The organism is Bradyrhizobium sp., from assembly GCF_049798375.1.
Lineage (GTDB): Bacteria > Pseudomonadota > Alphaproteobacteria > Rhizobiales > Xanthobacteraceae > Bradyrhizobium.
The window spans coordinates 1-22,373 of the sequence record NZ_JBARGP010000550.1 but is presented as its reverse complement, the minus strand read 5'-3'; the positions used below and the strand labels follow the sequence as shown (position 1 = coordinate 22,373).

Annotated in this window: 23 protein-coding genes and 2 pseudogenes; 12 read left to right on the top strand and 13 right to left on the bottom strand. The window is 63.9% G+C overall.

Translation table 11 applies throughout. The features are described from left to right. Positions 1–219: pseudogene (locus WA702_RS22105) on the top strand (hypothetical protein); the annotation flags it as partial. Positions 220–356: 137 nt separating this feature from the next. Here WA702_RS22105 and WA702_RS22100 read toward each other — a convergent pair. From WA702_RS22100 to WA702_RS22090, 3 genes are all read right to left on the bottom strand, one after another. Beyond that, positions 357–2,222 carry an ABC-F family ATP-binding cassette domain-containing protein gene (locus tag WA702_RS22100; RefSeq protein WP_425112680.1) on the bottom strand — a complete coding sequence of 622 codons (1,866 nt, stop codon included), beginning with the start codon at positions 2,220–2,222 and terminating at the stop codon, positions 357–359. A gap of 81 nt (positions 2,223–2,303) precedes the next feature. Continuing rightward, positions 2,304–2,489 carry a hypothetical protein gene (locus WA702_RS22095; protein ID WP_425112678.1) on the bottom strand — a complete coding sequence of 62 codons (186 nt, stop codon included), beginning with the start codon at positions 2,487–2,489 and terminating at the stop codon, positions 2,304–2,306. Between the two features lie 245 nt (positions 2,490–2,734). Next, a complete protein-coding gene (locus tag WA702_RS22090; protein ID WP_425112677.1) occupies positions 2,735–3,001 on the bottom strand; it encodes a sulfur globule protein precursor in 267 nt (88 codons plus the stop codon). A 282-nt stretch (positions 3,002–3,283) separates the two neighbouring features. Between WA702_RS22090 and ndk the strand changes: the two genes are divergently transcribed. Both ndk and WA702_RS22080 read left to right on the top strand, forming a co-directional pair. Continuing rightward, entirely contained in the window at positions 3,284–3,706 is a 423-nt protein-coding gene (ndk, locus tag WA702_RS22085; protein ID WP_425112676.1) for a nucleoside-diphosphate kinase, read from the top strand. Between the two features lie 94 nt (positions 3,707–3,800). Further along, a complete protein-coding gene (locus tag WA702_RS22080) occupies positions 3,801–4,655 on the top strand; it encodes a TerC family protein (protein ID WP_425112675.1) in 855 nt (284 codons plus the stop codon). Positions 4,656–4,883: 228 nt separating this feature from the next. On the opposite strand, the gene WA702_RS22075 is transcribed toward WA702_RS22080, so the two are convergent. Beyond that, a complete protein-coding gene (locus tag WA702_RS22075) occupies positions 4,884–5,120 on the bottom strand; it encodes a DUF6894 family protein (RefSeq protein WP_425112674.1) in 237 nt (78 codons plus the stop codon). A gap of 283 nt (positions 5,121–5,403) precedes the next feature. Here WA702_RS22075 and WA702_RS22070 point away from each other — a divergent pair, with 283 nt between their 5' ends. Next, positions 5,404–5,706, top strand: coding sequence for a hypothetical protein (locus tag WA702_RS22070; RefSeq protein WP_425112673.1), 303 nt, complete (start codon positions 5,404–5,406; stop codon positions 5,704–5,706). A 656-nt stretch (positions 5,707–6,362) separates the two neighbouring features. Further along, positions 6,363–6,641 (top strand): DUF3551 domain-containing protein, encoded by a 279-nt coding sequence (locus tag WA702_RS22065; protein ID WP_425112672.1) that lies wholly within the window; start codon positions 6,363–6,365, stop codon positions 6,639–6,641. Positions 6,642–7,137: 496 nt separating this feature from the next. Here WA702_RS22065 and ppx read toward each other — a convergent pair whose 3' ends face one another. The 4 genes from ppx to WA702_RS22045 form a co-directional block, all read right to left on the bottom strand. Next, complete coding sequence (gene ppx, locus WA702_RS22060) at positions 7,138–8,637, bottom strand: exopolyphosphatase (RefSeq protein ID WP_425112671.1); 1,500 nt, start codon at positions 8,635–8,637, stop codon at positions 7,138–7,140. A gap of 12 nt (positions 8,638–8,649) precedes the next feature. Continuing rightward, positions 8,650–10,851 carry an RNA degradosome polyphosphate kinase gene (locus WA702_RS22055; protein ID WP_425112670.1) on the bottom strand — a complete coding sequence of 734 codons (2,202 nt, stop codon included), beginning with the start codon at positions 10,849–10,851 and terminating at the stop codon, positions 8,650–8,652. Between the two features lie 164 nt (positions 10,852–11,015). Further along, complete coding sequence (locus WA702_RS22050; RefSeq protein WP_425112669.1) at positions 11,016–11,693, bottom strand: chromosomal replication initiator DnaA; 678 nt, start codon at positions 11,691–11,693, stop codon at positions 11,016–11,018. 48 nt (positions 11,694–11,741) lie between these two features. Further along, positions 11,742–12,296, bottom strand: a complete 555-nt coding sequence (locus WA702_RS22045) for a CDP-alcohol phosphatidyltransferase family protein (protein WP_425112668.1) — start codon at positions 12,294–12,296, stop codon at positions 11,742–11,744. 159 nt (positions 12,297–12,455) lie between these two features. On the opposite strand from WA702_RS22045, the gene purM reads away from it, so the two are divergent. Then, positions 12,456–13,529 carry a phosphoribosylformylglycinamidine cyclo-ligase gene (purM, locus tag WA702_RS22040; protein ID WP_425112667.1) on the top strand — a complete coding sequence of 358 codons (1,074 nt, stop codon included), beginning with the start codon at positions 12,456–12,458 and terminating at the stop codon, positions 13,527–13,529. Positions 13,530–13,534: 5 nt separating this feature from the next. Continuing rightward, positions 13,535–14,188, top strand: coding sequence for a phosphoribosylglycinamide formyltransferase (gene purN, locus WA702_RS22035; RefSeq protein WP_425112666.1), 654 nt, complete (start codon positions 13,535–13,537; stop codon positions 14,186–14,188). Between the two features lie 158 nt (positions 14,189–14,346). Here the strand turns inward: purN and WA702_RS22030 are convergent, their stop codons facing one another. Further along, complete coding sequence (locus WA702_RS22030; RefSeq protein WP_425112665.1) at positions 14,347–14,556, bottom strand: cold-shock protein; 210 nt, start codon at positions 14,554–14,556, stop codon at positions 14,347–14,349. 303 nt (positions 14,557–14,859) lie between these two features. Beyond that, positions 14,860–15,903 (bottom strand): LysR family transcriptional regulator, encoded by a 1,044-nt coding sequence (locus WA702_RS22025; RefSeq protein ID WP_425112664.1) that lies wholly within the window; start codon positions 15,901–15,903, stop codon positions 14,860–14,862. A gap of 62 nt (positions 15,904–15,965) precedes the next feature. Between WA702_RS22025 and WA702_RS22020 the strand changes: the two are divergent. The 3 genes and pseudogenes from WA702_RS22020 to WA702_RS22010 form a co-directional block, all read left to right on the top strand. Next, positions 15,966–16,579, top strand: a pseudogene (locus tag WA702_RS22020) (hypothetical protein); the annotation flags it as partial. Beyond that, a complete protein-coding gene (locus WA702_RS22015; RefSeq protein WP_425112663.1) occupies positions 16,569–17,192 on the top strand; it encodes a GNAT family N-acetyltransferase in 624 nt (207 codons plus the stop codon). The pseudogene WA702_RS22020 and the gene WA702_RS22015, both read left to right, overlap by 11 nt. After that, positions 17,189–17,770: a cysteine hydrolase family protein gene (locus tag WA702_RS22010; RefSeq protein WP_425112662.1), complete on the top strand. Its 582-nt coding sequence runs from the start codon at positions 17,189–17,191 to the stop codon at positions 17,768–17,770. The genes WA702_RS22015 and WA702_RS22010 overlap by 4 nt, the downstream gene beginning before the upstream one ends. An 18-nt stretch (positions 17,771–17,788) precedes the next feature. On the opposite strand, the gene WA702_RS22005 is transcribed toward WA702_RS22010, so the two are convergent. After that, positions 17,789–17,962 (bottom strand): hypothetical protein, encoded by a 174-nt coding sequence (locus WA702_RS22005; RefSeq protein WP_425112661.1) that lies wholly within the window; start codon positions 17,960–17,962, stop codon positions 17,789–17,791. Between the two features lie 94 nt (positions 17,963–18,056). Between WA702_RS22005 and WA702_RS22000 the strand changes: the two genes are divergently transcribed. After that, positions 18,057–18,227 carry a hypothetical protein gene (locus WA702_RS22000; protein WP_425112660.1) on the top strand — a complete coding sequence of 57 codons (171 nt, stop codon included), beginning with the start codon at positions 18,057–18,059 and terminating at the stop codon, positions 18,225–18,227. A gap of 72 nt (positions 18,228–18,299) precedes the next feature. On the opposite strand, the gene rnd is transcribed toward WA702_RS22000, so the two are convergent. Next, positions 18,300–19,448: a ribonuclease D gene (rnd, locus tag WA702_RS21995; protein ID WP_425112659.1), complete on the bottom strand. Its 1,149-nt coding sequence runs from the start codon at positions 19,446–19,448 to the stop codon at positions 18,300–18,302. Positions 19,449–19,804: 356 nt separating this feature from the next. Next, positions 19,805–21,277, bottom strand: a complete 1,473-nt coding sequence (locus tag WA702_RS21990) for a protein adenylyltransferase SelO (RefSeq protein ID WP_425112658.1) — start codon at positions 21,275–21,277, stop codon at positions 19,805–19,807. A gap of 151 nt (positions 21,278–21,428) precedes the next feature. Here WA702_RS21990 and aspS point away from each other — a divergent pair. Continuing rightward, positions 21,429–22,373, top strand: a 945-nt coding sequence (aspS, locus tag WA702_RS21985; RefSeq protein WP_425112657.1) for an aspartate--tRNA ligase, incomplete at its 3' end; no start/stop codon positions are given.

The window sequence follows — 22,373 nt, the reverse complement described above, 5'->3', positions numbered from 1 at the left end:
GAATGCGACGTCGTGCGCGGCATTGGCGCGCCCGACAGCGTCAACGTCTCCGGCGGCGGCGATTCGCGCGTGGCGACGGTGACCTGGCTGCACGGCGCCCGCGCCGGCATCTACACCTTCACCGGCGGGCGGCTGAGCGCGGTCGAGAAGGCACCCGACGCCGGTCCGCCGCCGAAGGTCGCCAAGCCGAAGGGCAGGAAGAAACACGCTGCGACCTAGCTCAGTTGATTCGATAGGGGTCCTGTCGGATGGGTTGAGCGTGAGCGATACTCATCATCCTTCCGCGCGCGTTGACGCAAATGATGGGTATCGCTGCACTCAACCCATCCTACCAATTATCAAATTATACTGCGGCGTCAGCCGGTCGCTTCGTCGTGCTGCGTGCTGGCCTCGAGCCATTGCTCCTCCGCGCGCTGCAGTGCCTCGGCGGCATTGGCGCGCGCCTTCGACAATTGCGCAGCCTGCTTTGGATCGCGGGTGAAGATGTCGGGCAGCGACAATGCGGTGTCGATCTTGGCGATGATCTCCGTGATGCGCTCGATCTCGGTCTCTGCCGCTGCGATCTTCTGCTTCAGCGAGCCGCGCTTCTCGCTGCGCGGTGCCTGCGGCTTGTCGGCCACGCGCGGCCGTTCGGTCTCGCGCTCCGATGAGTTGTTGCGCGACGACAACACCAGGCGGCGGTAATCGTCGAGGTCGCCGTCGAAAGTCTTCACGGCGCGATCGGCGACCACCCAGAGCTGGTCGGCGCAGGCCTCGATCAGATAACGGTCGTGCGACACCATGATCACCGCGCCCGGAAATTCATTGATCGCTTCCGCCAGCGCCGCGCGGCTGTCGATGTCGAGATGGTTGGTCGGCTCGTCCAGGATGATCATGTTGGGGCCGAAAAAGGTGGCGAGACCGAGCAGGAGGCGCGCCTTCTCGCCACCCGACAGGCTCTTCACCAACGTATCCCCGGCTTTTCCCGAGAAACCGATACTGCCTGCGCGGGCGCGCACCTTCGATTCCGGCGCCTCCGGCATCAGCCGCCGCAGATGCGTATAGGGCGACCCGCTCTCGTCGAGCTCGTCGAGCTGGTGCTGGGCGAAATACGCGATCGACAGCTTGTCGGCGCGGGTGAGCCTGCCGGAGAACGGCGCCAGCCGCCCGGCGAGCAGCTTCACCAATGTCGATTTGCCGTTGCCGTTGGAGCCGAGCAGGGCGACGCGGTCGTCATTGTCGATGCGCAAGGTGACGCGGTTGAGCACCGGCTGCGCCGGATCGTAACCGACGGACACATTGTCCACCGCGATGATCGGCGGCGACAAGATCTTCTCCGGTGCGGGAAAGCTGATCTCCTGCACGTCCTGCGTCACCAGCGCGGTGATCGGCTTCATCCGCTCCAGCATTTTCACGCGAGATTGCGCCTGGCGCGCCTTGGAGGCCTTGGCCTTGAAGCGGTTGACGAAGTCCTGCAGCCGCGCCCGTTCGGCCTCCTGGCGCTTGACCGCCTTGGCGTCGAGCAATTCCCGCGTCGCGCGCTGCTCCTCGAACGAGGAATAGCTGCCGCGGTACAGCGTCAGTTTGCCGCGCTCGAGATGCAGGATTTGGTCGACGGAGGTCTCCAACAGATCGCGGTCGTGACTGATCACGATCACGGTGCGCGGATAATGCGCGAGATGATCCTCCAGCCACAGCGTGCCTTCGAGGTCGAGATAGTTGGTCGGCTCATCGAGCAGCAGCAGATCGGGCGCGGCGAACAGGGTGGCGGCGAGCGCCACCCGCATCCGCCAGCCGCCGGAGAATTCGGCGCAGGGGCGCAACTGGTCTGCTGCCGAGAAGCCGAGGCCGCTCAGGATGGCTGCGGCCCGCGACGGTGCCGAATGGGCGTCGATATCGACCAGCCGGGTCTGGATTTCGGCGATCCGGTGCGGATCGGTGGCATGATCGGCCTCGCGCAGCAGCGCGTCGCGCTCGAGGTCCGCCCTGAGCACGACATCGATCAAGCTGTCCGGTCCGTCCGGAGCCTCCTGCGCCAGGCTGCCGACCCGCCAGCGCGGCGGCAGACCGATGCTGCCGCCTTCCAGCGCCAGCTCGCCGCGGATGGCCTTGAACAGGGTCGACTTGCCGGTGCCGTTGCGACCGACCAGCCCGACGCGGGCGCCGGGCACGATCTGCGCGGAGCTGGTGTCGATCAGGAGCCGTCCGGCGAGGCGGATCGAGATATCGGTGATGGAGAGCATGCCCGCCTTGTCACCGCAGGCGAGCCCAAACGCAACCGCTTTATGCTGACAGCCGCGCGGCGCGGCCGCGGCGTCGCCCAGCTATCCGAAGCGCATCGCGGCGTCGTCGCGTTTCCGCAATTCGTCCATCAAAAATTGCAGATGGTCCGACAGCGGCGCCGGTTCCGCCCGCAGGCTCCGTTGCAGCCGCTCGCCCACGGCCTCACAAATCGATCGGCTGGTCTTGCGATCGATCTGCTCTCCGAAATCTGACGTGTAAGCTGGCATGAGCGTGTTCCGCGAGCATCTCAAACAGGATGCCTACCAACGTCACACCCTCCGGATTTGTTTCCGCTCGCCTTCCGATTGCGTGACCTTTTAGTAAAAAATGCATGAAATTGCACAAAGAGGCTCCGGCGCGGTGAATATGACAGTCCTGGCGGCAAGCGGTACGCGCGTCGCGGATCTTCTCATACAAAACGTACCGGGGCCTAGGTCGGACGTCGGCGGCGGGGGAGCCGCCGACAGCCGGATCAGTAGCAGCGGTTGATCAGTCGCCAGCGCGGACCCCAGGGGGTCGGAACCAGGCGCCGCGCGTAGCAGCCGCCATAGCCGTAGGCGTAAGCCGGGCCGCCGACATAGACGCGCGGTCCGTAGAACGGCCGGTGCCAGCCGCCATATCCAAAGCCGCCGTGCCAGCCGCCCCAACCGCCATGCCAATGCGCCGAGGCGGCATTTGGAGCTAACGCGGCGCCCAGGGATGCAACGGCAACCGCGACAAGGGAGAGTTTGCGCAACATGATCGTCTCCTGCATTTTTGGCGCTTGTGGCGCTCACACTTGAATGACGCTCGAAGCCTTCGGACATCGCCGCCCCGAAGCGGCGGTGATCGCCCGATGCAAGACAAAGCTAGTGCGGTCGAGCTGAACGCCGGGCCGACAAGGCCTTCAGACAGGGTTCAGAATCGTGAAATCGTCGTAAGACGGCAGTAAAGGAGCCGGACCGGATCGCTTGCGGAGGCCCGGCAGCGCCGATATAAGCCCGCAACTCACAAGACCACCTCATCTTCCAAGGACGACATCATGGCGATTGAACGCACCTTCTCGATCATCAAGCCCGACGCGACCGAGCGTAACCTCACCGGCGCGGTCAACGCCGTGATCGAGAAAGCCGGCCTGCGCATCGTCGCCCAGAAGCGCATCCGCATGACCCGTGAGCAGGCCGAGACCTTCTACGCCGTGCACAAGGCGCGCCCGTTCTTCGGCGAACTGGTCGACTTCATGATCTCGGCCCCGGTCGTGGTCCAGGTGCTGGAAGGCGAGGGCGCGATTCTCCGGTATCGCGACGCGATGGGCGCGACCGATCCGTCGAAAGCGGCTGACGGCACCATCCGCAAGCTGTATGCGAAGTCGATCGGCGAAAATTCAGTGCACGGCTCCGACGCGGCCGAGACCGCGGCGATCGAGATCGCCCAGTTCTTCGCGGGAAACGAGATCGTCGGCTGATTAGGCCGCGGGCGCGCAGGCTCAGCCGCGCGTCCTGCACGCGACGTGCCGTCCGCACCTTGCGGATGGCTTCGGTGCCACGAAGAGGTAAGTCGTGAATTGGCTGTCGCAGCTCGCTGATCCCGCCAGTTACGGCCAGTTTGTCGCCCAATTCCAATCCGACCTCCAGACCGCCGGCTTCTGGATCGCCCTCGGCAAGATCATCTGGATCAACGTGCTGCTGTCGGGCGACAATGCGCTGGTGATCGCGCTCGCCTGCCGCGGCTTGCATGGCCGCTACCGCTTCTGGGGCATGGTCGCGGGTTCGAGCATCGCGGTGGCGCTGCGCATCGCCTTCACCGGCATCGTCGCGACGCTGATGGAGCTGCCCTACCTGAAGCTGGTCGGGGGCCTCGCGCTGCTCGTCATCGCCACCAAGCTGCTGGTGCCCGAGGAAGAGGACGAGGACATCGCCGCCGGCACGACGCTGTGGCAGGCGGTCCGCATCGTCGCGCTTGCCGACATTGTCATGAGCCTGGACAATGTGATCGCGGTGGCCGCTGCGGCCAACGGCCAGGCCTCGCTGCTGATCCTCGGCCTCGCCATGAGCATTCCGCTGATCATCGCCGGCGCGGCGCTGATCATGCTGGTGCTCGACCGTTTTCCGATCCTGATCTGGTTAGGCGCAATGCTGCTCGGCTGGATTGCCGGCGACGTGATCGCCAGCGATCCCGCGGTCGCGCCGCTGCTGCACACGCTCCTCAGCGGTCACATGATCTGGAACGTCGATGCCGCATCCAGCCTGTTTGCAGGCAGCAGCCAATTCAGCGTCGATCTCGATCTGATGGAGACGTTGGCGTCGGTGCTCGGCGCGCTGCTGGTGCTAACCGCCGGATCGATCTGGCGCCGCCGCGCGCTCAGCCGGTACGCCAAGAAAGCCGAGGTCGCGGCCGCAGGCGATCAGCCCTAGTGTTTCGCAACAATTTGTACGGTGGGCACGCGCCGCGTGACGGCGGCTGCTTTGCCAACCCTAAACGTCTCACTCCGCCTTCGCGCCGGTGCGGATGATCGAGCCGACATGCTGGCCGCGCAGCGCCGCCAGCCGGCCCGGCGCTGCAGCTCGTGCGCACAATGAAATTGCGTCAGCATCGCTGCAGCGTCGGCAGGATGACCACGTTAGGAGCGACATTGCAGCGCGCTACGGATCGCTGCCATCGCTTGGAAGCTGGTCGACCGCGAGTCGCGCGATTTCGTCGCCATCCTCGTTCCTGACCAGGATTTCATAGCCTTTGCCGATCAGTTCTGGGCGGCCCTCGCACACCTGATGCGCCAGCTCGCGGCCGACCTTTCTGGCTGCCTCGTCGCCGTCAAGGACCGCGTCGCTGACATCCGTTGTGTGGTCAGTGCTGATCAGGTCGAAATGATAATGCGGCATGGCGAACCCAGGCTCCGCCTGTCCTTGCGGCTTTCAAACAAGCCGCCATTGGAAAGCGCGCGGCCAGTGCCGCGAGGGTAACGGAGGAAGGACTCCTCATGTCGCGGTTGGTTCCGCAGTCCAGCAAGGGTTTCCCCGCCGCGCGCGAAGCGTGCTCCCGCAGCACCAACATCCCGGCCCGAATATGGAGAGCAGCAGACGCCTGTTGTGCGATATTCTCGATGCGGCCCCAGGGCAGCTCAATTGAGATGGCGGGCACGAAGAATTTGGAGTTCACTTGCACGTGCGCGGTCGCGACTATCACAAGTTAATGCCGCGTATTCTGGACCTTGCTGATATCTGTCGCACGATCAGGGAGGGAACGATGTTGATCGAAGGGACATTCGACTCGCGTACGCTGGCCAACATGGAAGTGGCACTGGACCGTGTCTGCGAGACAGTTGCAGAGGGCAACAGCCATGCCGTGCGCAAGCGGATCGCCGAGCACATCATTCGCTGCGCACGTGACGGCCGGACGACGCTCGGCGAACTGACCGCGGCCGGCGAGCGGGCGCTGCCGGTCAGGAATAATAAGGCGGCGTCGTAGAGGCGTGCTAACGGCCGCGGATCGATGGTGCGGCGCGCTGACATGCGGGCTCGTCTTTGCTGCGGGATGGTTCCTCATTGCGCGCAAAGAACCGGACGTCGCGCCGATAGGCCGTGTGCCTGCAACATGATCGGTTGTGTCCAGTAGCCGATGATCGGGCGCCATCATAGACGCGCGTTGCGACAGCGCGGCCTTGTCTCGATTAGCTGTGCTCGCGGAGTCACAGCCGAATCGCTCCACTCATGCGTAAGTTCGAGTCGCATGGCCGCAAACAAGGTAACGGCGGTACGCGTGGGGCTGGGGAGAATCACAGCTTGGGACTATGGGAGCTGCCGGGGACACTCGGCGGCTCTTTTTCTTGCGGCAACCAGCGTCGAGAAAGATCGCGCCCGGAATATCCCATTCGCATGAGACAACGTTAGATCATCGGCGACCAAAATTTCCAGTCTGGCCTGGTAAGCCGACATCTTCGGCGCCGGAAGGTCACAACGGGCCAAAACCGGGCTCCTGCACCGCCGCGAACCGCCTGCGCATTTCGCCGGGAAACGCTGAGACTTGTCTCGTATGTTGCGTTCAGTCATGCTTATCTTCATTTGGCCTTGCCATCGTTGACCGAACCACTCGACGATCTGGAGGCTTCACGAGAGGAGCAGATCATGCGCATGATCCTAGCTGCGTTGGCCTTGCTAGCGCCCGCGACGGCCGCGATGGCCGGCTCCGCGGTTCCCGTCACATATGATTACCCCTGGTGCGTCTACGGTGGGGAGCTCGGCTATTCCGGCGATTGCACCTATGAAACCCGAGCCCAATGCCTGGCGTCGGCATCCGGCCGGTGGAACCTGTACTGCGATGTAAACCGGCGCCTACGGTTCGACCCGCAGCAGGCCGGACCTCAGCAGGGTGTGCGGCATCGGCGGCAGCGCCAGGACTACTGAGATAGACTGCAGGGCAGGAGATCGAGACGTGAGCAGTCTCCCCAGTAGCGTGTTCATCAGAGGGGCGCTTCGCGATCGTCACGAAACGTTGGGCCGGGATGCGATGGACGTATCGGGTTGCAGCGCGCCATGTCGCGAGCGGACGAACATCAGATACGGACGGCGAAATCGTGTGGTCCTGGCATCCGGTGCTGATGCCAAATCTGCAATGCTACGCGCTTGCGGACGACGGGGGCAAGAACGCCGGTCCCCGAGGAGACCACGTATAAGCCCGTAAACTGTCGCGCAGGGAAGGCCGGTGTTTCGGCCAAGCCTGTGGTGACGACCGCGTGTTTTTTGCACGCAACCATGGGTGCGGCCTGCACCCGGTCTTCCCTGCGCCCTCTCGGTTTTCGCGAGGGTTTAGATGCGAACAACTCGGGCAGATCATGCCGCGAGAACGATGCTGCATGTCCAGACATCAGGCGGACGAAAGTCGTGGGCAGGGACCGACGCCTCAGCTCCGCACGATCGATCCGGAGCGGCCGAGCAGGCGGGCGAGCTGCTTGAAGCGGCTGCCGACGCGATCGGCGACGAGATCGACCATGCGATGCTCGAACACCAGCATCAGCTTGCGCTCCTGGGTGCGGAAATGCGTGGCGGGCAGCACGCCCGGCTGCGCCGCGGACACCAGATGCGCGACGCGGAAGGCCGCGCCGAGGATACGGGCGCGTTCGATCATGTGCACCGGCAGCGTATGCGTCAGCTCCGGCGGCTCGTTCTCGTCGCGGAAGCCGGCGTAGCGGAAGAACACCGCCAGTGCGACGAAGATGCGGCCCTGATGGCTGATCGCGCCGTAATTGCCGTTCAGGATCACGTCGTAGGTCAGCTCGCCGCGATGGTCCGGATGCATGCGCCAGCCGATGTCGGACAGCAGACAGGCGGCGTGGCGCAGCCGGCGCTCGTCCTCGGTCTCCTGCAGATGCACCACCCGCACCAGCCGGTCGGTCCAGTCGGTAAGCTCGCGCGCGTGGCGGGCCGAGCGCGACAACAGCTCGTTCAGCGTCTGCGTAGCGCAGAGCAGGCCGTCCTTGGCGCGCTCCTTCTCCGCCAGCTTGGAATAGAGCAGGCCCTCGCGCACGCCGAAGGTCGAGAATACGATGGTCTTCGGCTTGGCGGTGCGGATGACATATTCCAGCACCAGTGCCGCATAGGTGAGCAGCGGGCGGCGCGCCTCGGCGACGATCTCGATGTCGGCCAGCGTATCGGTCACTGCGAGCCGTCGCAGCCGGCGCACGAAGTCCAGCGCCTCCGCGGCCGGAATGGCATAGCCGTGCATCACGCCGAGTGGATATTCGCTCTGGATGATGTGAATGCGCGCCAGCGCGCGCCAGGTGCCGCCGACCGCATAGAAGGTGCGGCCGCGGCCGGCTTCGAGCTGAGGCAGGCCCGACAATGCATCGAGCGCGATCCGCTCGGCCTTCTTCAGCGACTTGTCGGCGAGGTCCTGCAGCGCCAGGCTGCCGAGCGGCAAGGTCACGCCGCTGCGCACCTGATGGCCGCGGACGTCGATCAGCTCGAGCGAGCCGCCGCCGAGATCGCCGACGATGCCGTCCGGCTTGTGGATGCCGGAGATGACGCCGAGCGCGGAGTAGCGGGCCTCCTCCGGGCCGGTGAGGATCTGGATGGTGCAGCCGCAGATCTTCTCGGCCTTGGCGATGAACTCCGGTCCGTTGGAGGCGTCGCGGCAGGCGGCGGTCGCGATCGCATAGACGCGCCCGACCTTCTGCACCTTGCACAGCGCGCGAAAGCGCTGCAGCGCCGTCAGCGCCTTCTCGACGGCATCAGCCGCGAGCAGGCCGGTGGTCTGCACCTCGCGGCCGAGGCCGCACAGCGCCTTCTCGTTGAAGGTCGTGACGAGACTGCGCTCCATCGCCTGATAGACGACGAGACGGACCGAGTTCGAGCCGATGTCGATGACGCCGACGCTTTTGCCGCGCCGGATAGGCCGTTTCACCACAGCATCCCCTCAGGACGAGCTGCGTTCATTGCGGCGCGTGAGCCGGCGCGGCGAGGATTCCTTGAGCGATTTGCCACGGCCGGACAGACTCGGATTGGTCATGAAGTAGTTGTGCAGGTTGAACGGCTCCTCGCCCTTCGCGGCCTTCATACGCGTCGACGATCCGTCCGGCAACAACTGCCAGCTCTGCTCGGTGTCCTTCAGATTGGCGACCATGATCTGCTCCAGCACCTGCTGGTGCACCGTCGGGTTCTGCAGCGGGCAGAGCACTTCGACGCGGCGGTCGAGATTGCGCGGCATCATGTCGGCGGAGGAGATGTACACCGCCGCCTTTGCGCTCGGCAGGCCCTGGCCCATTCCGAAACAGTAGATGCGGCCGTGCTCGAGGAAGCGGCCGATGACGGATTTGACGCGGATGTTGTCCGAAAGGCCTGGAATTCCCGGCCGCAGGCAGCAGATGCCGCGGATCACGAGATCGATCGAGACGCCGGCCTGCGAGGCCTCGTAGAGCGCATCGATGATGTCGGGATCGACCAGCGAGTTCATCTTCATCCAGATCACGGCGGGTTTGCCGTGGCGGGCGAAGCTGGCCTCGCCCTGGATGTGCTCGATCATGCGCTTGCGCAAGGTCAGCGGCGACACCGCCATCTTCTCGATGTCGCGCGGCTCGGCATAGCCGGTGATGTAGTTGAAGACGCGCGTGGTGTCGCGGCCGATGACCGGATCGGAGGTGAAATAGGAGAGGTCGGTATAGATGCGCGCGGTGACCGGGTGATAGTTGCCGGTGCCGGTATGGACATAGGTGGTGAGGCCGCTGCCCTCGCGCCGCACCACCATCGACAGCTTGGCGTGGGTCTTGAGCTGCAGGAAGCCGTAGACCACCTGCACGCCGGCGCGTTCGAGGTCGCGTGCCCAGCGGATATTGGCCTCTTCGTCGAAGCGCGCCTTCAGCTCGATCAGGGCGGTGACCGACTTGCCGGCCTCGGCGGCCTCGGCCAGTGCGCGCACGATTGGCGAGTTGTTGGAGGTGCGGTACAGCGTCTGCTTGATTGCAACGACATCCGGATCGCGCGCCGCCTGCTGCAGGAACTGCACCACGACGTCGAACGATTCGTAAGGATGGTGGACGATCAGATCCTTCTGCCGGATTGCCGCGAAGATGTCGCCGGCATGATCACGCACACGCTCGGGATGGCGCGGCACGTAGGGCAGGAATTCGAGATCGGGCCGGTTGAGCCGGGTGAGCTGCGACAGCTCGTTCATGGCCAGCACGCCGTCGACCAGAAGCACCTCGTCGTCGGTGGTCGACAACGCCTCCTGGACGAACGCGCGCAGCTCGTCGGGCATGTTGGCCTCGATCTCGAGGCGGATCACCGTGCCGCGGCGCCGCCGCTTCAACGCGCTCTCGAAGGTGCGGACCAGGTCTTCGGCCTCTTCCTCGATCTCGATCTCGGAGTCGCGGATGATGCGGAAGGCGCCCTGGCCCTTCACGGTGTAGCCGGGGAACAGCCGGGCGATGAACAGCCCGGTGGCCTGCTCCAGGGTGATCAGGCGCACCACGCCGTCCTTGTCCTTCGCCGCCGGAAGGCGGATGAATCGGTCGAGCTTGCCGGGCATGCGGATCAGCGCATTCATCGGCTTGCCGTCGGAGATGCGCGCGAGCTGCAATGCGACGGTGAAGCCGAGGCTCGGAATGAACGGGAAGGGGTGCGCCGGGTCGATCGCCAGCGGCGTCAGCAGCGGAAAGATGTTGGCGAGGAAGTGATCCTCGATCCAGGCGCGCTGAGTCTTGGTGACGTCCTGGCCGTCGACCAGCACGATGCCGAGCTCGGCCAGATAGGCCCGGAGGTCGCGCCAGATCGCCTGCTGGTCGATCGCGAGCTGGGACACGGTCTCGTTGATCAGCTTGAGCTGCTCGAGCGGGGTGAGCCCGTCGGGGCTGCGCTCCGCGATGCCTTCACGGACTTGTGCCCGGATACCGGCGACGCGGACCATGAAAAATTCATCGAGATTGTTGGCCGAGATCGACAGGAATCGCACGCGTTCCAGCGCCGGATGACGCGGATTGACCGATTCTTCCAGGACGCGGCGGTTGAAATGCAGCCAGGAGAGCTCGCGATTGATGAATCGCTCAGGGCTGCCGGCGATCGCCAAGGGGGCGGCGAGGGGCGGCTCTTTCTCTTTGATTTCAGCGGTTTGTACAGAATCCATCAGAAATCGATCCATCCTGAATGCGGCGAGATGAGGTGCGCCGCTCGTAACCCTATGCGATGGTTTGATGACGTTGCCGCGACAATGATGTTCCCCGGGGCTGGCTCGTCAAGGTGTCCACGGCCCTGGGCGGCGTAACGTCAGACTTAACGTCAGGCTTGACGTCAGACTTGGCGCAGCAATTCCGCGGCCAACGCCCGGGTCACGGGTCGGCCCAGCCGGAGCGACTCGCCATCCAGCAGCGCGACCGCATGCCGGGCTGCCGCATAGGACCGCTCGATCCGGTTCGCCACATAGCTCACCACGGCTTCGTCGATCGCGAGCTGGCGGTCGGCACAGAGCTTGACGATCAGGGCGCGGAACAACTGGTCGTCGGGCGGCAGCAGCTCGACCACGGGGATCGCGCGCAATCGGGAGCGCAGATCGTTCAATGCGATCGGCAGCGACGCGGGTGCCTCGCGGGCGGTGATCAGGATGTAGGCGGCATCCTCCCGCGCCATGTTGAGGAGGTGAAACAGCGCGCGCTCGTCGATCTCGCCGGCCTTGAGGTCCTCGAGCACTAGCGCGCCGGTGGCGAGCTCCGCCGGGACGTTGATGGCGCACAGGGCATGCGCCGCGACCGAACGCGCACCGGCCTGCTCGGCCCAGATGGCGGCGAGATGGCTCTTGCCGGAGCCGTCAGGCCCAACCAGGAACATGGCCTTGTTCGACCACTCCGGCCAGGCGTCGATCAGCGCCAAGCCGGCCGCATTGGCCGGACCTTCGAGGAAATTGTCCCGCGTCAGGCTTTCGGCATGCGGCAGCGCGAACGCCAATTGGCGGGGAGGGCTATGGCCGGCCACGTCAGGCGTTCTCCATCTCGAAGCGACCGTGGGTCGCGATCGTATCGCTCATCGCGGCTCGATCGTGTTCATGTGGTGCACCCATTCGACCAGATAGAGCGCCACGGAAACGAGCGTAAAGATGGTGACCAGGATCATCAGGATCAGGTCGTAAGGGGCAGGATCGAAGCGGAAGCCGAGCGAGGCCAGCACCAGCGCCGCGAAGCCGACCTGCGATACCGTGTTCAGTTTCGAGACCATCGACGGCCTCATCTCGACCGGCTTGTCGAACAGCCAGGAGACGATCACCGCGCCAACGATCATGATATCACGCGACACCACCAGGATCACGATCCAGCGCGGCAGGGCGCCCCAGACGCCCAGCGTCACGAAGATCGACACCAAAAGCGCCTTGTCCGCGAGCGGATCCAGCAGCGCACCAAGCTCGGACCTGAGATTGAAGCGCTTGGCCAGAAAGCCGTCGACGGCATCGCTGACGCCGGCAACGACAAACACCGCAAAAGCGATCTCCATCTGGTTGCCGGCAATCGCCCACACCACGATCGGAACCAAAAGGATGCGGCCGAGCGTAATCAGGTTCGGAATACTGTGTGGGATGCTCACGCGCCGCGTCCTGACGACCTTAAGCCAAAAACAACCCCGTTTCCAAAGGCGGGGCACACCGACCGTTATCTACATAGTATAGCGCGCTCGCGCTTGCGAGCCATTGCGCATGAGCGATTTCCGACGTAACCAGCGGGCGACATTAGAGGTTTCTTAACCATGGCCGAACGCAAGAACGGGCTCACCTACGCCGATTCCGGGGTCGACATCGACGCCGGCAACCGCCTGGTCGACATGATCAAGCCGATGGTGCGCGCCACGGCGCGGCCTGGCGCGGAGGCCGAGATCGGCGGTTTCGGCGGTCTGTTCGACCTCAAGGCGGCCGGCTTCAAGGATCCGGTGCTGGTCGCCGCCACCGATGGCGTCGGCACCAAGGTCAAGATCGCGATCGAGACCGGGCTGCATGGCGGCATCGGCATCGATCTGGTGGCGATGTCGGTCAACGACCTCGTCGTGCAGGGCGCCGAGCCGCTGTTCTTTCTGGACTACTTTGCCTGCGGCAAGCTTGACCCGGACACGACGGCCTCGATCGTGGCAAGCATCGCCGAAGGCTGCCGGGAATCCGGCTGCGCGCTGATCGGCGGCGAGACCGCCGAGATGCCCGGCCTGTACAAGGACGGCGACTACGATCTCGGCGGCTTCGCGGTCGGCGCCGCCGAACGTGGCACGCTGCTGCCCACTGACGACATCGCCGCCGGCGACGCCGTGCTCGGGCTGGCGTCGTCAGGCGTGCATTCCAACGGCTTCTCGCTGGTGCGCAAGATCGTCGAGCAGTCGGGCCTGGGCTTCGATGCGCCGGCGCCGTTCGCGCCCGTGATGACCTTGGGCGGGGCGCTGTTGGCACCGACCCGGCTCTATGTGAAGTCATGTCTGCGCGCGATCCGCGAGACCGGCGGGGTGAAGGGCCTGGCCCACATCACCGGCGGCGGCTTCACCGACAACATTCCGCGCGTGTTGCCGAAGCATCTCGGCGTCGGCATCGACCTGTCGCGCCTGACGGTGCTGCCGGTGTTCAAATGGCTGGCGGAGCAGGGCGGCATCGCCGAACTGGAGCTGCTGCGCACCTTCAACTGCGGCGTCGGCATGATCGCGATCGTCAAGGCGGACGCGATCGAGGCTGTGACGGACGTACTCGTGGCCAACGGCGAAACCGTCACATCGCTGGGTGAGGTGATCCCGGCATCGGGTGACGAGCGCGTGGTCTATCACGGCCATCTCGACCTGGCGCTGTGATGACGATGAAGCGGCGCGTTGCGATCCTGATCTCCGGGCGCGGGTCCAACATGGCCGCGCTGATCCGCGCTGCGGGCACGGACGATTTCCCGGCCGATATTGCCGTCGTGATCTCCAACCGCACGGATGCGGCCGGGCTGGAGCGGGCCAAGCAGAGCGGCATTTCGACCTTGGTGATCGAGAGCAAGCCGTTCGGCAGGGATCGCGCCGGCTTCGAGACGGTGCTGCAGGCGGCGCTCGAGGAGCGCGGCGTCGAGCTGATTTGTCTGGCCGGCTTCATGCGGCTGTTCACGGCCGAGTTCGTGCAGCGCTGGCACGGGCGAATGCTCAACATCCATCCGTCGCTGTTGCCGTCGTTTCCCGGCCTCGATCCGCACGGCCAAGCGTTGCGCGCCGGCGTGAAGATCTCGGGCGCCACCGTACACTTCGTAATCCCCGAGACCGATGCCGGGCCGATCGTGATGCAGGGCGCGGTTGCGGTCTCAGATCGCGATACGCCGGACACGCTGTCGGAGCGTATTCTCGAGGTCGAGCATCGGATCTATCCGGAGGCCCTGCGGTTGCTCGCAACCGACCGGGTGAGGCTCGACGGCGATCTCTGTCGCACGGAGACGGGCGCGGGAACGGGCAATTTCCTGATCTCGCCGCTCGCCCGATAAAACAAAATCCCCCGGACCAAGCCGGGGGTGGATCATGGCTGCCAAGGCAAGGCCGTGCCGAAGTTGAAGTGATCCACCAAACGCGGTCGGTTTGCAGATCGTGCTGTTATCGTTTCGGAGCGCGGTGCCGTCGCGTTCCCGCTATGTCGACCGACCGATCAGGAGACCTTGAGGTTTTCCGCGGACGCCTTGCCGCGGCTCTCCACAAGGTCGTACTCCACGGCCTGGTTCTCGTTGAGCGAACTGAGCCCTGCACGTTCGACGGCGGAGATGTGGACGAAGACGTCCTTATCGCCGCCATTCGGCTTGATGAACCCATATCCCTTGGTCGGGTTGAACCATTTGACGGTGCCTTTGTGGGTCGGCATCGTTGTCTCCTCGTCTGGACGAAAAAAAGACGCGGCCACGCGTTACGCGTGCCACGCCACAAGCGGGCTTCCCGAAGTCTGCTGAATTTCCGCAATCACGAAACGCACAGTCGCACGGCCAGATCCGATTGTGCCTGAGATTGCAACACGAAATGCGCCGGATGGCAAGATTGGGCGCGAGGCGCGGGTTTTCCTTGCAGCGCGCTACCGGCGGCACCATGGCAACTCCGGCATCAAGTTCCGGCCTTGCTGCATCGCGCAAAGGCAGCTTCTGCGTAACGGGGAGAATAGCGGCGTATCAAATCAAATCGGTCGCGCCGCAACATATCCCTTCATGCCAAAACTCTCTCGCGCGGCTGCCATCATCGGCACAAGTGCATTCGGATGAATGAATTCGTCTCGAAAGCAGGCATAGGCCTTTGGATCGAAGATCTTCTTGAGCCAGTCGATCACGATCTTGTGCCGGTCCGAGCTGCGGAATTCCTTGTGATAGGTCAGCCAGAGATCGGCATGATGGCTGACGCCGAGGTCGACTGCGACGAGAGGGGCTCCCAGCGCGATTGCGGATGTCGGAAGGAAACCGACCCCGGCGCCGCGCTCGACGGCGTAGAGAACGCCGATGCTGGAATTGGTCTTGATGCCTACCACGCCCGCAAGCGATGTCAGGCCGAGGATTCTGGCATAGGCCGTGTCGTCCACCTGCGGCGCATTCTGCTTGATGATCCGGTGCTCCTTCAATTCCGACAACGATGTCGGAACGCCATGCAGCCGCTGATAGTCTTCCGACACGAAGGGATAGATGTGCATCCGGCCCAGCTTGGCCACGATCAGGTCGGGATTGGTCGGTGGTTCAAGTTGAATCGAAATGTCGGATTCCAGCCGCGCGACATCGGCCTGTTCCATCGCGCAGCGAAGATCGACGGTGATTTTGCGATAAGTTTTCTGAAAATCGATCAATCTGGGAAGTATCCAGAAATTGCCCGGTCCTTCCGTCACCGCGACGCGAACGGTGCCGGTGGTATCGTTCGATGACTGCGCGACACGGCGAAGCAGATTGAAGGCATGCCGTTCCATTTCGCTGACATCGCCAAGCATGGCGGCGCCTTCGTCGCTGAGCGTCAATCCGCTTTGATCGCGTAGAAACAGCTTGCAGCCCAGCCGCTCTTCGAGCCGATCGATACGTCGCATCAGCGTCGTGCTGGTCAGGCGGAGTTCCTCGGCCGCATTCCGGAAGCTCTTGTATTTCGTGCAGGCCAGGAACGACTTCAGATCGTCCCAAGATGCATCCAATATTTCATCAAATTTGTGCTGCGTGACCGCAGCACCCCGATGCGATAGTTGCTGCATACTGCAAATCTCCACCCGTTAATCTGCTTGCGGGCCACAGGAAACGATAGATGTACTACACAATGAAGGAAAGGGGCTCGCTGGGCCCGCGCCGCGAATTCGACGAGCTTCCGATTAGCTCGGACGTGCAGGCGGAGCCTGCGCGATACAAGCAGCTCGCAGCCCTTGCCGATATGGCTCACCGCCTCGTTCCCGGCGTTGGCGCTAGCGAATTCGATCTAGCCAGATATCTGACATTCGACCCCGATTGCATCCTGACGTTCAGCCGCAATGGCAGACTGCTTGGCGGCATGGCCTTCCTGTTTCTTAACCATCGCGGACACGATGCGCTGCTGCTGGATGAGATCTACCTGACGAAGCCCGACATTGGTCTGCTCAGTCGCTCCGACGAGGACGTATCCGCGATCTACATCTGGGCCATTGCCGCAGTCGGTCGCGGCATCGGCGGGCTCGGCAATGCCGCGGCTCATCTTAGAAAGCCCAGGTACAAAGCCGCGGACTGTTTCGCCCAGCCGTCGAGCGCGGCGGGGCGCAACATCATGTTTGCAACGGGCTTCCGGCAGACACCAAGCTTTCAGCCCGATCTCTGGTGCTACACGCGACCGTGGAATCGCGCGCCGCGGATCGAGACCCCTTCATATATCGTTCAACGAGGAGCATTGTAGATGCACGGCATGAGCATGGCATCGACGGTCAAGCCCAACCCACGCGCAATCACTGTCCGGATCGCGCGCGACCCGAACGACCTCATGCTGGTCACGGCGATCCGCTCGGCGGTCTATCTTGCCGAGCAGGACTGCCCGATCGAGGAGGAATTCGACGGTAACGATCTGGTTGCCGCGCATTTTATCGGCTTCGTCGGCAACCAGCCTGCGGGTTGCCTGCGCGTCCGCTTCTTCGGCGAGTTTGCCAAGGTCGAGCGGCTCGCGGTGAGGCATCAGTACCGGCGGTCGCGCCTGTCGTTCAAGCTGGTGCAGGCGAGCGTGGACTATGTCCGGCGCAAAGGCTTCAAGCGGATCTACGGCCAGGCCCAGGACCGGCTGGTCGATTTCTGGGCACATTTCGGCGCCAAGCCGCTCGGCCACAACAGAAAGCTGACGTTCTCAGATTTCTCCTACACTGAGATGGTGCTGGAACTGGAGCCGGGCGATGATGCGATCACGCTCGATAGCGATCCCTACATGATCATCCGTCCTGAAGGCGATTGGGATCGACCGGGCGTGCTCGACCTGTCGGCGGGCCGTCCGGCATCCTCTCCCTTGCGCGAGATGGCGGCAGCGGGACCATGATGACGAACAGAAACCTCGCCGGCGCATTCGACGAGGATCCGCCGGTCCTGATTTGCGCTGACCTGCAATGCGAGTATCTCGCGACGGGACGGCGGCATCTGATCGCCGATGCCGATACGATCATGCCGCGGTGCCTGGAACTGATGACGCTCTGGCGCGACAATCTGTGGCCGCTGATCCATTTGAAGCGCATCGCGCAGGCCGCCTGGTTCAATCCGGCGTCGAATCTGACCAACTGGATTGCCGAGCTGAAGCCGCAGCCTGGCGAACTCACCTTCGAGCATCCGCTGCCATCGGCCTACAGCTCGGCGCGCTTTGCCGAATACATGTCGAACATGCGCAGTATCCGCTGCCTTGTGCTCGGCTTTTCGCTCGACGAGACCATCCTGTCGACGGTCATCGACGGCTTTCATCGCAGCCATCGCTACCAGGTGGTTGCAGATGCGATGGCCTGCAGGCGCCCCGGGGTCGACGATGCCGCCTCTTACAAGGCTGTCGTCACCAAGGTGCTCGGCAACTTCGCCGGCGTGCTGGAGAGCGTCGATCTGATCAGCGCCAGCGGCCGGATCGTCGTTTGAGGGGCGCGCTATCCGCGCTCATCGAGAGAGCCGTTCGGCGAGCTCGATCACGAGACGACGATCGGAGACTTCCTTGATCTTGTTGAAGGCGACAATGAGCCGCAGGCCTTCAACCACGTTCAGTTCGATATGGTTGTCGCTGAGCAGCCGCAGCAGTCTATCTTCCGGCGGTTCGCAATTGTCTGTGCTCACGCGCAAGCTCCAGAAACGAGTAGGTCATAACTAGTAGATCAAAACGAATTGGTCATAACGTTCGTCACAGCGAGTTCGTCACAACGAGTTTGTCATGGGGACCCGAGAGGATGAGCTCAAGGAGCTGGCAGGCGTTCTCCAGTTGGCCATCGCAAAATCGCGACAGCTCAACTTACCTACCAGCGCCTATATCCTGTCAATGGCCCTCATCGAAGTTTCACAGGTGCTCGAAGGCAAATCCGGCGATGGAAAAACGTCCAAATAGCTCGTGTGGGCAGCAACTAGTCGAGGCAGACACGATTAGCAATAAACTGAATTAATCCGGATCGCGGCGCCGTCAGCCGCGATCGACCCTGACCACGCGGCCCTTCTCGATGGCGAGCGCGAGCCGGCCGTGCTTGAGCGCAATAGCGGCCTCGCCGAACAATTCGCGGCGCCAGCCGTGCAAGGCGGCGACGTCGGCGTTGTCGTCGGCTGCGATCTGCTCGAGATCGTCGACGGTCGCGATGACCTTGCTGGCCACGGCGTGACGTTCGGACGTCATCCGCAGCAGCACCTTCAACAGCTCGACGATCGCTGCGCCATTGGAATTGTTGCGCGGCTTCTCGATCTTTGGCAGCGACGCCGGATCGCGGGCGAGGCCGCGCTGCACCGCCGCGACGATATCCGCGCCCCATTTCGAGCGTTCGAAACCCTTGGGCAGCGAGCGCAGGGTGCCGAGCCGCTCCAGCGAAGTCGGCGCGTGGGTGGCGATGTCGCCGACGGCGTCGTCCTTCATCACGCGGCTGCGCGGCACGTCACGGCTCTGGGCTTCCTGCTCGCGCCAGGCGGCCACCTCCATCAACACCGCAAGCTCCTTCGGCTTGCGAACGCGGGTCTTCAGCCGTTCCCAGGCCCGTTCGGGATGGAAGTCATAGGTCCGCGGCGAGGTCAGCACCTCCATCTCCTCGCTGACCCAGTCGCTGCGCTCGCGCCGCTTCAGATCCGCATCGAGCGCCGCGAACACGTCCCGCAGATGGGTGACATCGGAGACGGCGTAGTGGATCTGCTCCTTGGTCAGCGGGCGGCGCGACCAGTCGGTGAAACGATGCGTCTTGTCGGGGCGGTGGCCGGTGATACGCTCGACGAGCTGATCATAGGCAATGCTGTCGCCATACCCCAGCACCATGGCCGCGACCTGGGTGTCGAAGATCGGATGCGGCAGCAGGTTGGCCTGATGCCAGATGATCTCGATGTCCTGCCGCGCGGCGTGGAATACCTTCAGCACTTTCTCGTCAGCCATCAGCGCGAAGAACGGCTTCAGATCGATACCCTCGGCAAGCGTGTCGATGACGACCGCTTCCTCGGGGCTGGCAATCTGCACGACGCAGAGCAGGGGATAGTAGGTGGTCTCGCGCAGAAACTCGGTATCGACGGTGATGACCGGTTGCTGGGCAAAACGGGTGCAAGCGGCGGTGAGGTCCGCGGTGGTGGTGATCAAGTCCATGAACGATCCATGACGAGGTGCTTACGCCGTCTTCCGAAAGCGCTGATCTGTCAAGGGTCTTGGCGATGGTCTTGGGACGAATTCGCGGGCGCAATAGCCGGAGCGGCTCGCTCCGGGGTTGTTGAATGCAGTGCATTCAGGTTCAATGATAGCGAGCGCGACCCGGCCGCCGGCCGGCCGGCACCGCCAGCGCGATGATGCAGAGCCCGATCATCGCCAGACCCATGCATTCGAAAACCAGAGCGTCCACGGCAGGTTCCCCCTGAAACATTGGGAAACTTGTCGGAATCACGTTGACGGTTTCTTAAAACCCCAGGGTAGCCCATGCCAATGGTGGATGAGAGGTTAATCTCGTGTCAGGTGCCGCAGAAGGTCTGCAGCACCCGCTCCTGCGGCTGCGGTGGCTCGGCATAGGCCACGTGGGCCGGCTGGTCCTGGTACGGGTTCGCCAGCACGGTCAGGAGTTCCTCGAATGGGCCGAAATCATTGTTGATGGCAGCCGAGATCACCGCCTCGATGCGATGGTTGCGCGGAATGAAGGCGGGGTTGACGGCGTGCATCGCCGTACGGCGCTCAGCCGCTGTCTGCGGTTCCTGGGCCAGGCGCTGCCGCCAGCGCGGCATCCATTCATCGAGTCCCGTGGGATCCTGGAACAGGGCCCGCACCTGAGCATCGTTGCCATCGGCGGCGGCCTCGCCCAACCTGCGGAAGGTGAGGGTGAAGTCGGCCGGGCCTGATGCCATCGCCTCGAGCAGGGCCTGGGCCAGCGCCGGGTCGTCATCATGCGCGGTGAACAGGCCGAGTTTGCGTCGCAGCCCGGTCTGGTAGGCCGTGGTGAACGCTTCGGCGAAACCGTCCAGCGCGGCTTCCGCGTCCTTGATCGCCTGCGGCTGATCGTCGGAGAACAAGGGCAGCAGGCATTCGGCCAACCGGGTCAGGTTCCAGAGCGCGATCCGCGGCTGGTTGGCGAAGGCATAGCGGCCCATCTCGTCGATCGACGAGAACACGGTCGCCGGATCATAGGCGTCCATGAAGGCGCAGGGACCATAATCGATGGTCTCCCCCGAAACCGAGGTGTTGTCGGTGTTCATGACGCCATGGATGAAGCCGATATCTAGCCAGCGCGCGACCAAAGCGGCCTGACGACCAATCACGGCCGCGAGCAGGGCATGGTAAGGGCGCTCAATGCCGACAAGCTCCGGATAGTGGCGCGCGATGACGTGGTCGGCGAGCCGCCGCACCGCCTCAGTGTCGCGACGGGCCGCGAAATATTGGAAGGTCCCGACCCGGATATGGCTGGTGGCCACCCGCGTCAGCACCGCGCCGGGCACCGCGGTCTCGCGATAGACCTGCTCGCCGGTAATGACGGCAGCGAGCGAGCGGGTGGTCGGGATGCCCAGCGCATGCATGGCCTCGCTGACGATATATTCGCGCAACACCGGCCCGAGCGCGGCGCGGCCGTCGCCGCGGCGGGAAAATGGGGTCGGACCGGAGCCCTTGAGCTGGATGTCGCGGCGCACGCCATTGCGATCGATGACCTCGCCGAGCAGGATCGCCCGGCCGTCACCGAGTTGCGGCACGAAATTCCCGAACTGGTGGCCGGCATAGGCCATCGCGATGGGATCCGCGCCGACCGGAACAGTTTTGCCAGCCAGGATCTCGGCGCCCTCCGGCGTCTCGAGCTGCACTGGATCGAGACCGAGCTCGACCGCCAGCGGCCGGTTCAGCTTGACCAAGCGGGGCGCGGCGACGGGGGTGGGGGCGACGCGGGCAAAGAAATTGTCCGGCAGCGCCGCATAGGAGTTCTGGAAGGGGAAATGCACGGTCATGACAGCAAGATAAGCGCCCGAGAGCCGTTTTTCGAGGCCTGAACTGGGTGCATTTGGTTGCCGCAGCGGACCGGCTCGGCTAAACCCTCGCGCGTCGGCCGTGGCCTTTGGCCCGCCGATTCCTTGCCCCGACAGCAGTTTCAGGACCACCATGCATCGCTACCGGACCCATACCTGCGGCGCGCTCCGCGAGAGCAACATTGGCGAAACCGTCCGCCTGTCCGGCTGGTGCCACCGTATCCGCGATCATGGCGGCGTGCTGTTCGTCGACCTACGCGACCATTACGGTCTCACCCAATGCGTGGTGGACCCGGACTCCGCGGCCTTCAGGGACGCCGAGAAGCTCCGCTCGGAATGGGTGGTGCGGATGGAAGGCAAGGTCCGCCGCCGCCCCGAGGGCACCGACAACGCCGAGCTGCCGACCGGCCAGGTCGAACTTTATGTCAGCGATATCGAGGTGCTGGGCCCGGCGGCCGAGCTGCCGCTGCCGGTGTTTGGCGAGCAGGAGTATCCGGAAGACATCCGGCTGAAGTACCGCTTCCTCGATTTGCGCCGTGAGCGGCTGCATCAGAACATCATGACGCGCGGCGCGGTGGTCGATTCGATGCGCCGGCGCATGAAGGAGCAGGGCTTCTTCGAATTCCAGACCCCGATCCTGACCGCGTCCTCGCCGGAGGGCGCGCGCGACTTTCTGGTGCCGTCGCGGATCCATCCGGGAAAATTCTACGCGCTGCCGCAGGCGCCGCAGCAGTACAAGCAATTGCTGATGATGTCCGGCTTCGACCGCTATTTCCAGATCGCGCCGTGCTTCCGCGACGAGGACCCGCGCGCCGACCGTCTGCCGGGCGAGTTCTATCAGCTCGACGTCGAGATGAGCTTCGTCACCCAGGACGACGTGTTCGCGGCGATGGAGCCTGTCATCACCGGCGTGTTCGAGGATTTCGCCAAGGGCAAGCCGGTGACCAGGAACTGGCCGCGGATTCCGTTCGCGGAGGCGATCCGCAAATACGGCTCCGACAAGCCCGATCTGCGCAACCCGATCGAGATGCAGGACGTTTCCGAGCACTTCCGCGGCTCCGGCTTCAAGGTGTTCGCG

Bases quoted from the DNA above. Each gene is read 5' to 3' on its own strand.
- WA702_RS22065 (WP_425112672.1), top strand. From the start codon at position 6,363: ATGCGCATGATCCTAGCTGCGTTGGCCTTGCTAGCGCCCGCGACGGCC.
- WA702_RS22010 (WP_425112662.1), top strand. From the start codon at position 17,189: ATGATGACGAACAGAAACCTCGCCGGCGCATTCGACGAGGATCCGCCG.
- WA702_RS22000 (WP_425112660.1), top strand. From the start codon at position 18,057: ATGGGGACCCGAGAGGATGAGCTCAAGGAGCTGGCAGGCGTTCTCCAG.
- rnd (WP_425112659.1), bottom strand. From the start codon at position 19,448: ATGGACTTGATCACCACCACCGCGGACCTCACCGCCGCTTGCACCCGT.
- WA702_RS22055 (WP_425112670.1), bottom strand. From the start codon at position 10,851: ATGGATTCTGTACAAACCGCTGAAATCAAAGAGAAAGAGCCGCCCCTC.
- WA702_RS22075 (WP_425112674.1), bottom strand. From the start codon at position 5,120: ATGCCGCATTATCATTTCGACCTGATCAGCACTGACCACACAACGGAT.
- WA702_RS22090 (WP_425112677.1), bottom strand. From the start codon at position 3,001: ATGTTGCGCAAACTCTCCCTTGTCGCGGTTGCCGTTGCATCCCTGGGC.
- WA702_RS22030 (WP_425112665.1), bottom strand. From the start codon at position 14,556: ATGCCGACCCACAAAGGCACCGTCAAATGGTTCAACCCGACCAAGGGA.
- purN (WP_425112666.1), top strand. From the start codon at position 13,535: ATGAAGCGGCGCGTTGCGATCCTGATCTCCGGGCGCGGGTCCAACATG.
- WA702_RS22100 (WP_425112680.1), bottom strand. From the start codon at position 2,222: ATGCTCTCCATCACCGATATCTCGATCCGCCTCGCCGGACGGCTCCTG.
- ndk (WP_425112676.1), top strand. From the start codon at position 3,284: ATGGCGATTGAACGCACCTTCTCGATCATCAAGCCCGACGCGACCGAG.
- purM (WP_425112667.1), top strand. From the start codon at position 12,456: ATGGCCGAACGCAAGAACGGGCTCACCTACGCCGATTCCGGGGTCGAC.
- WA702_RS21990 (WP_425112658.1), bottom strand. From the start codon at position 21,277: ATGACCGTGCATTTCCCCTTCCAGAACTCCTATGCGGCGCTGCCGGAC.
- WA702_RS22015 (WP_425112663.1), top strand. From the start codon at position 16,569: ATGCACGGCATGAGCATGGCATCGACGGTCAAGCCCAACCCACGCGCA.
- WA702_RS22025 (WP_425112664.1), bottom strand. From the start codon at position 15,903: ATGCAGCAACTATCGCATCGGGGTGCTGCGGTCACGCAGCACAAATTT.
- WA702_RS22095 (WP_425112678.1), bottom strand. From the start codon at position 2,489: ATGCCAGCTTACACGTCAGATTTCGGAGAGCAGATCGATCGCAAGACC.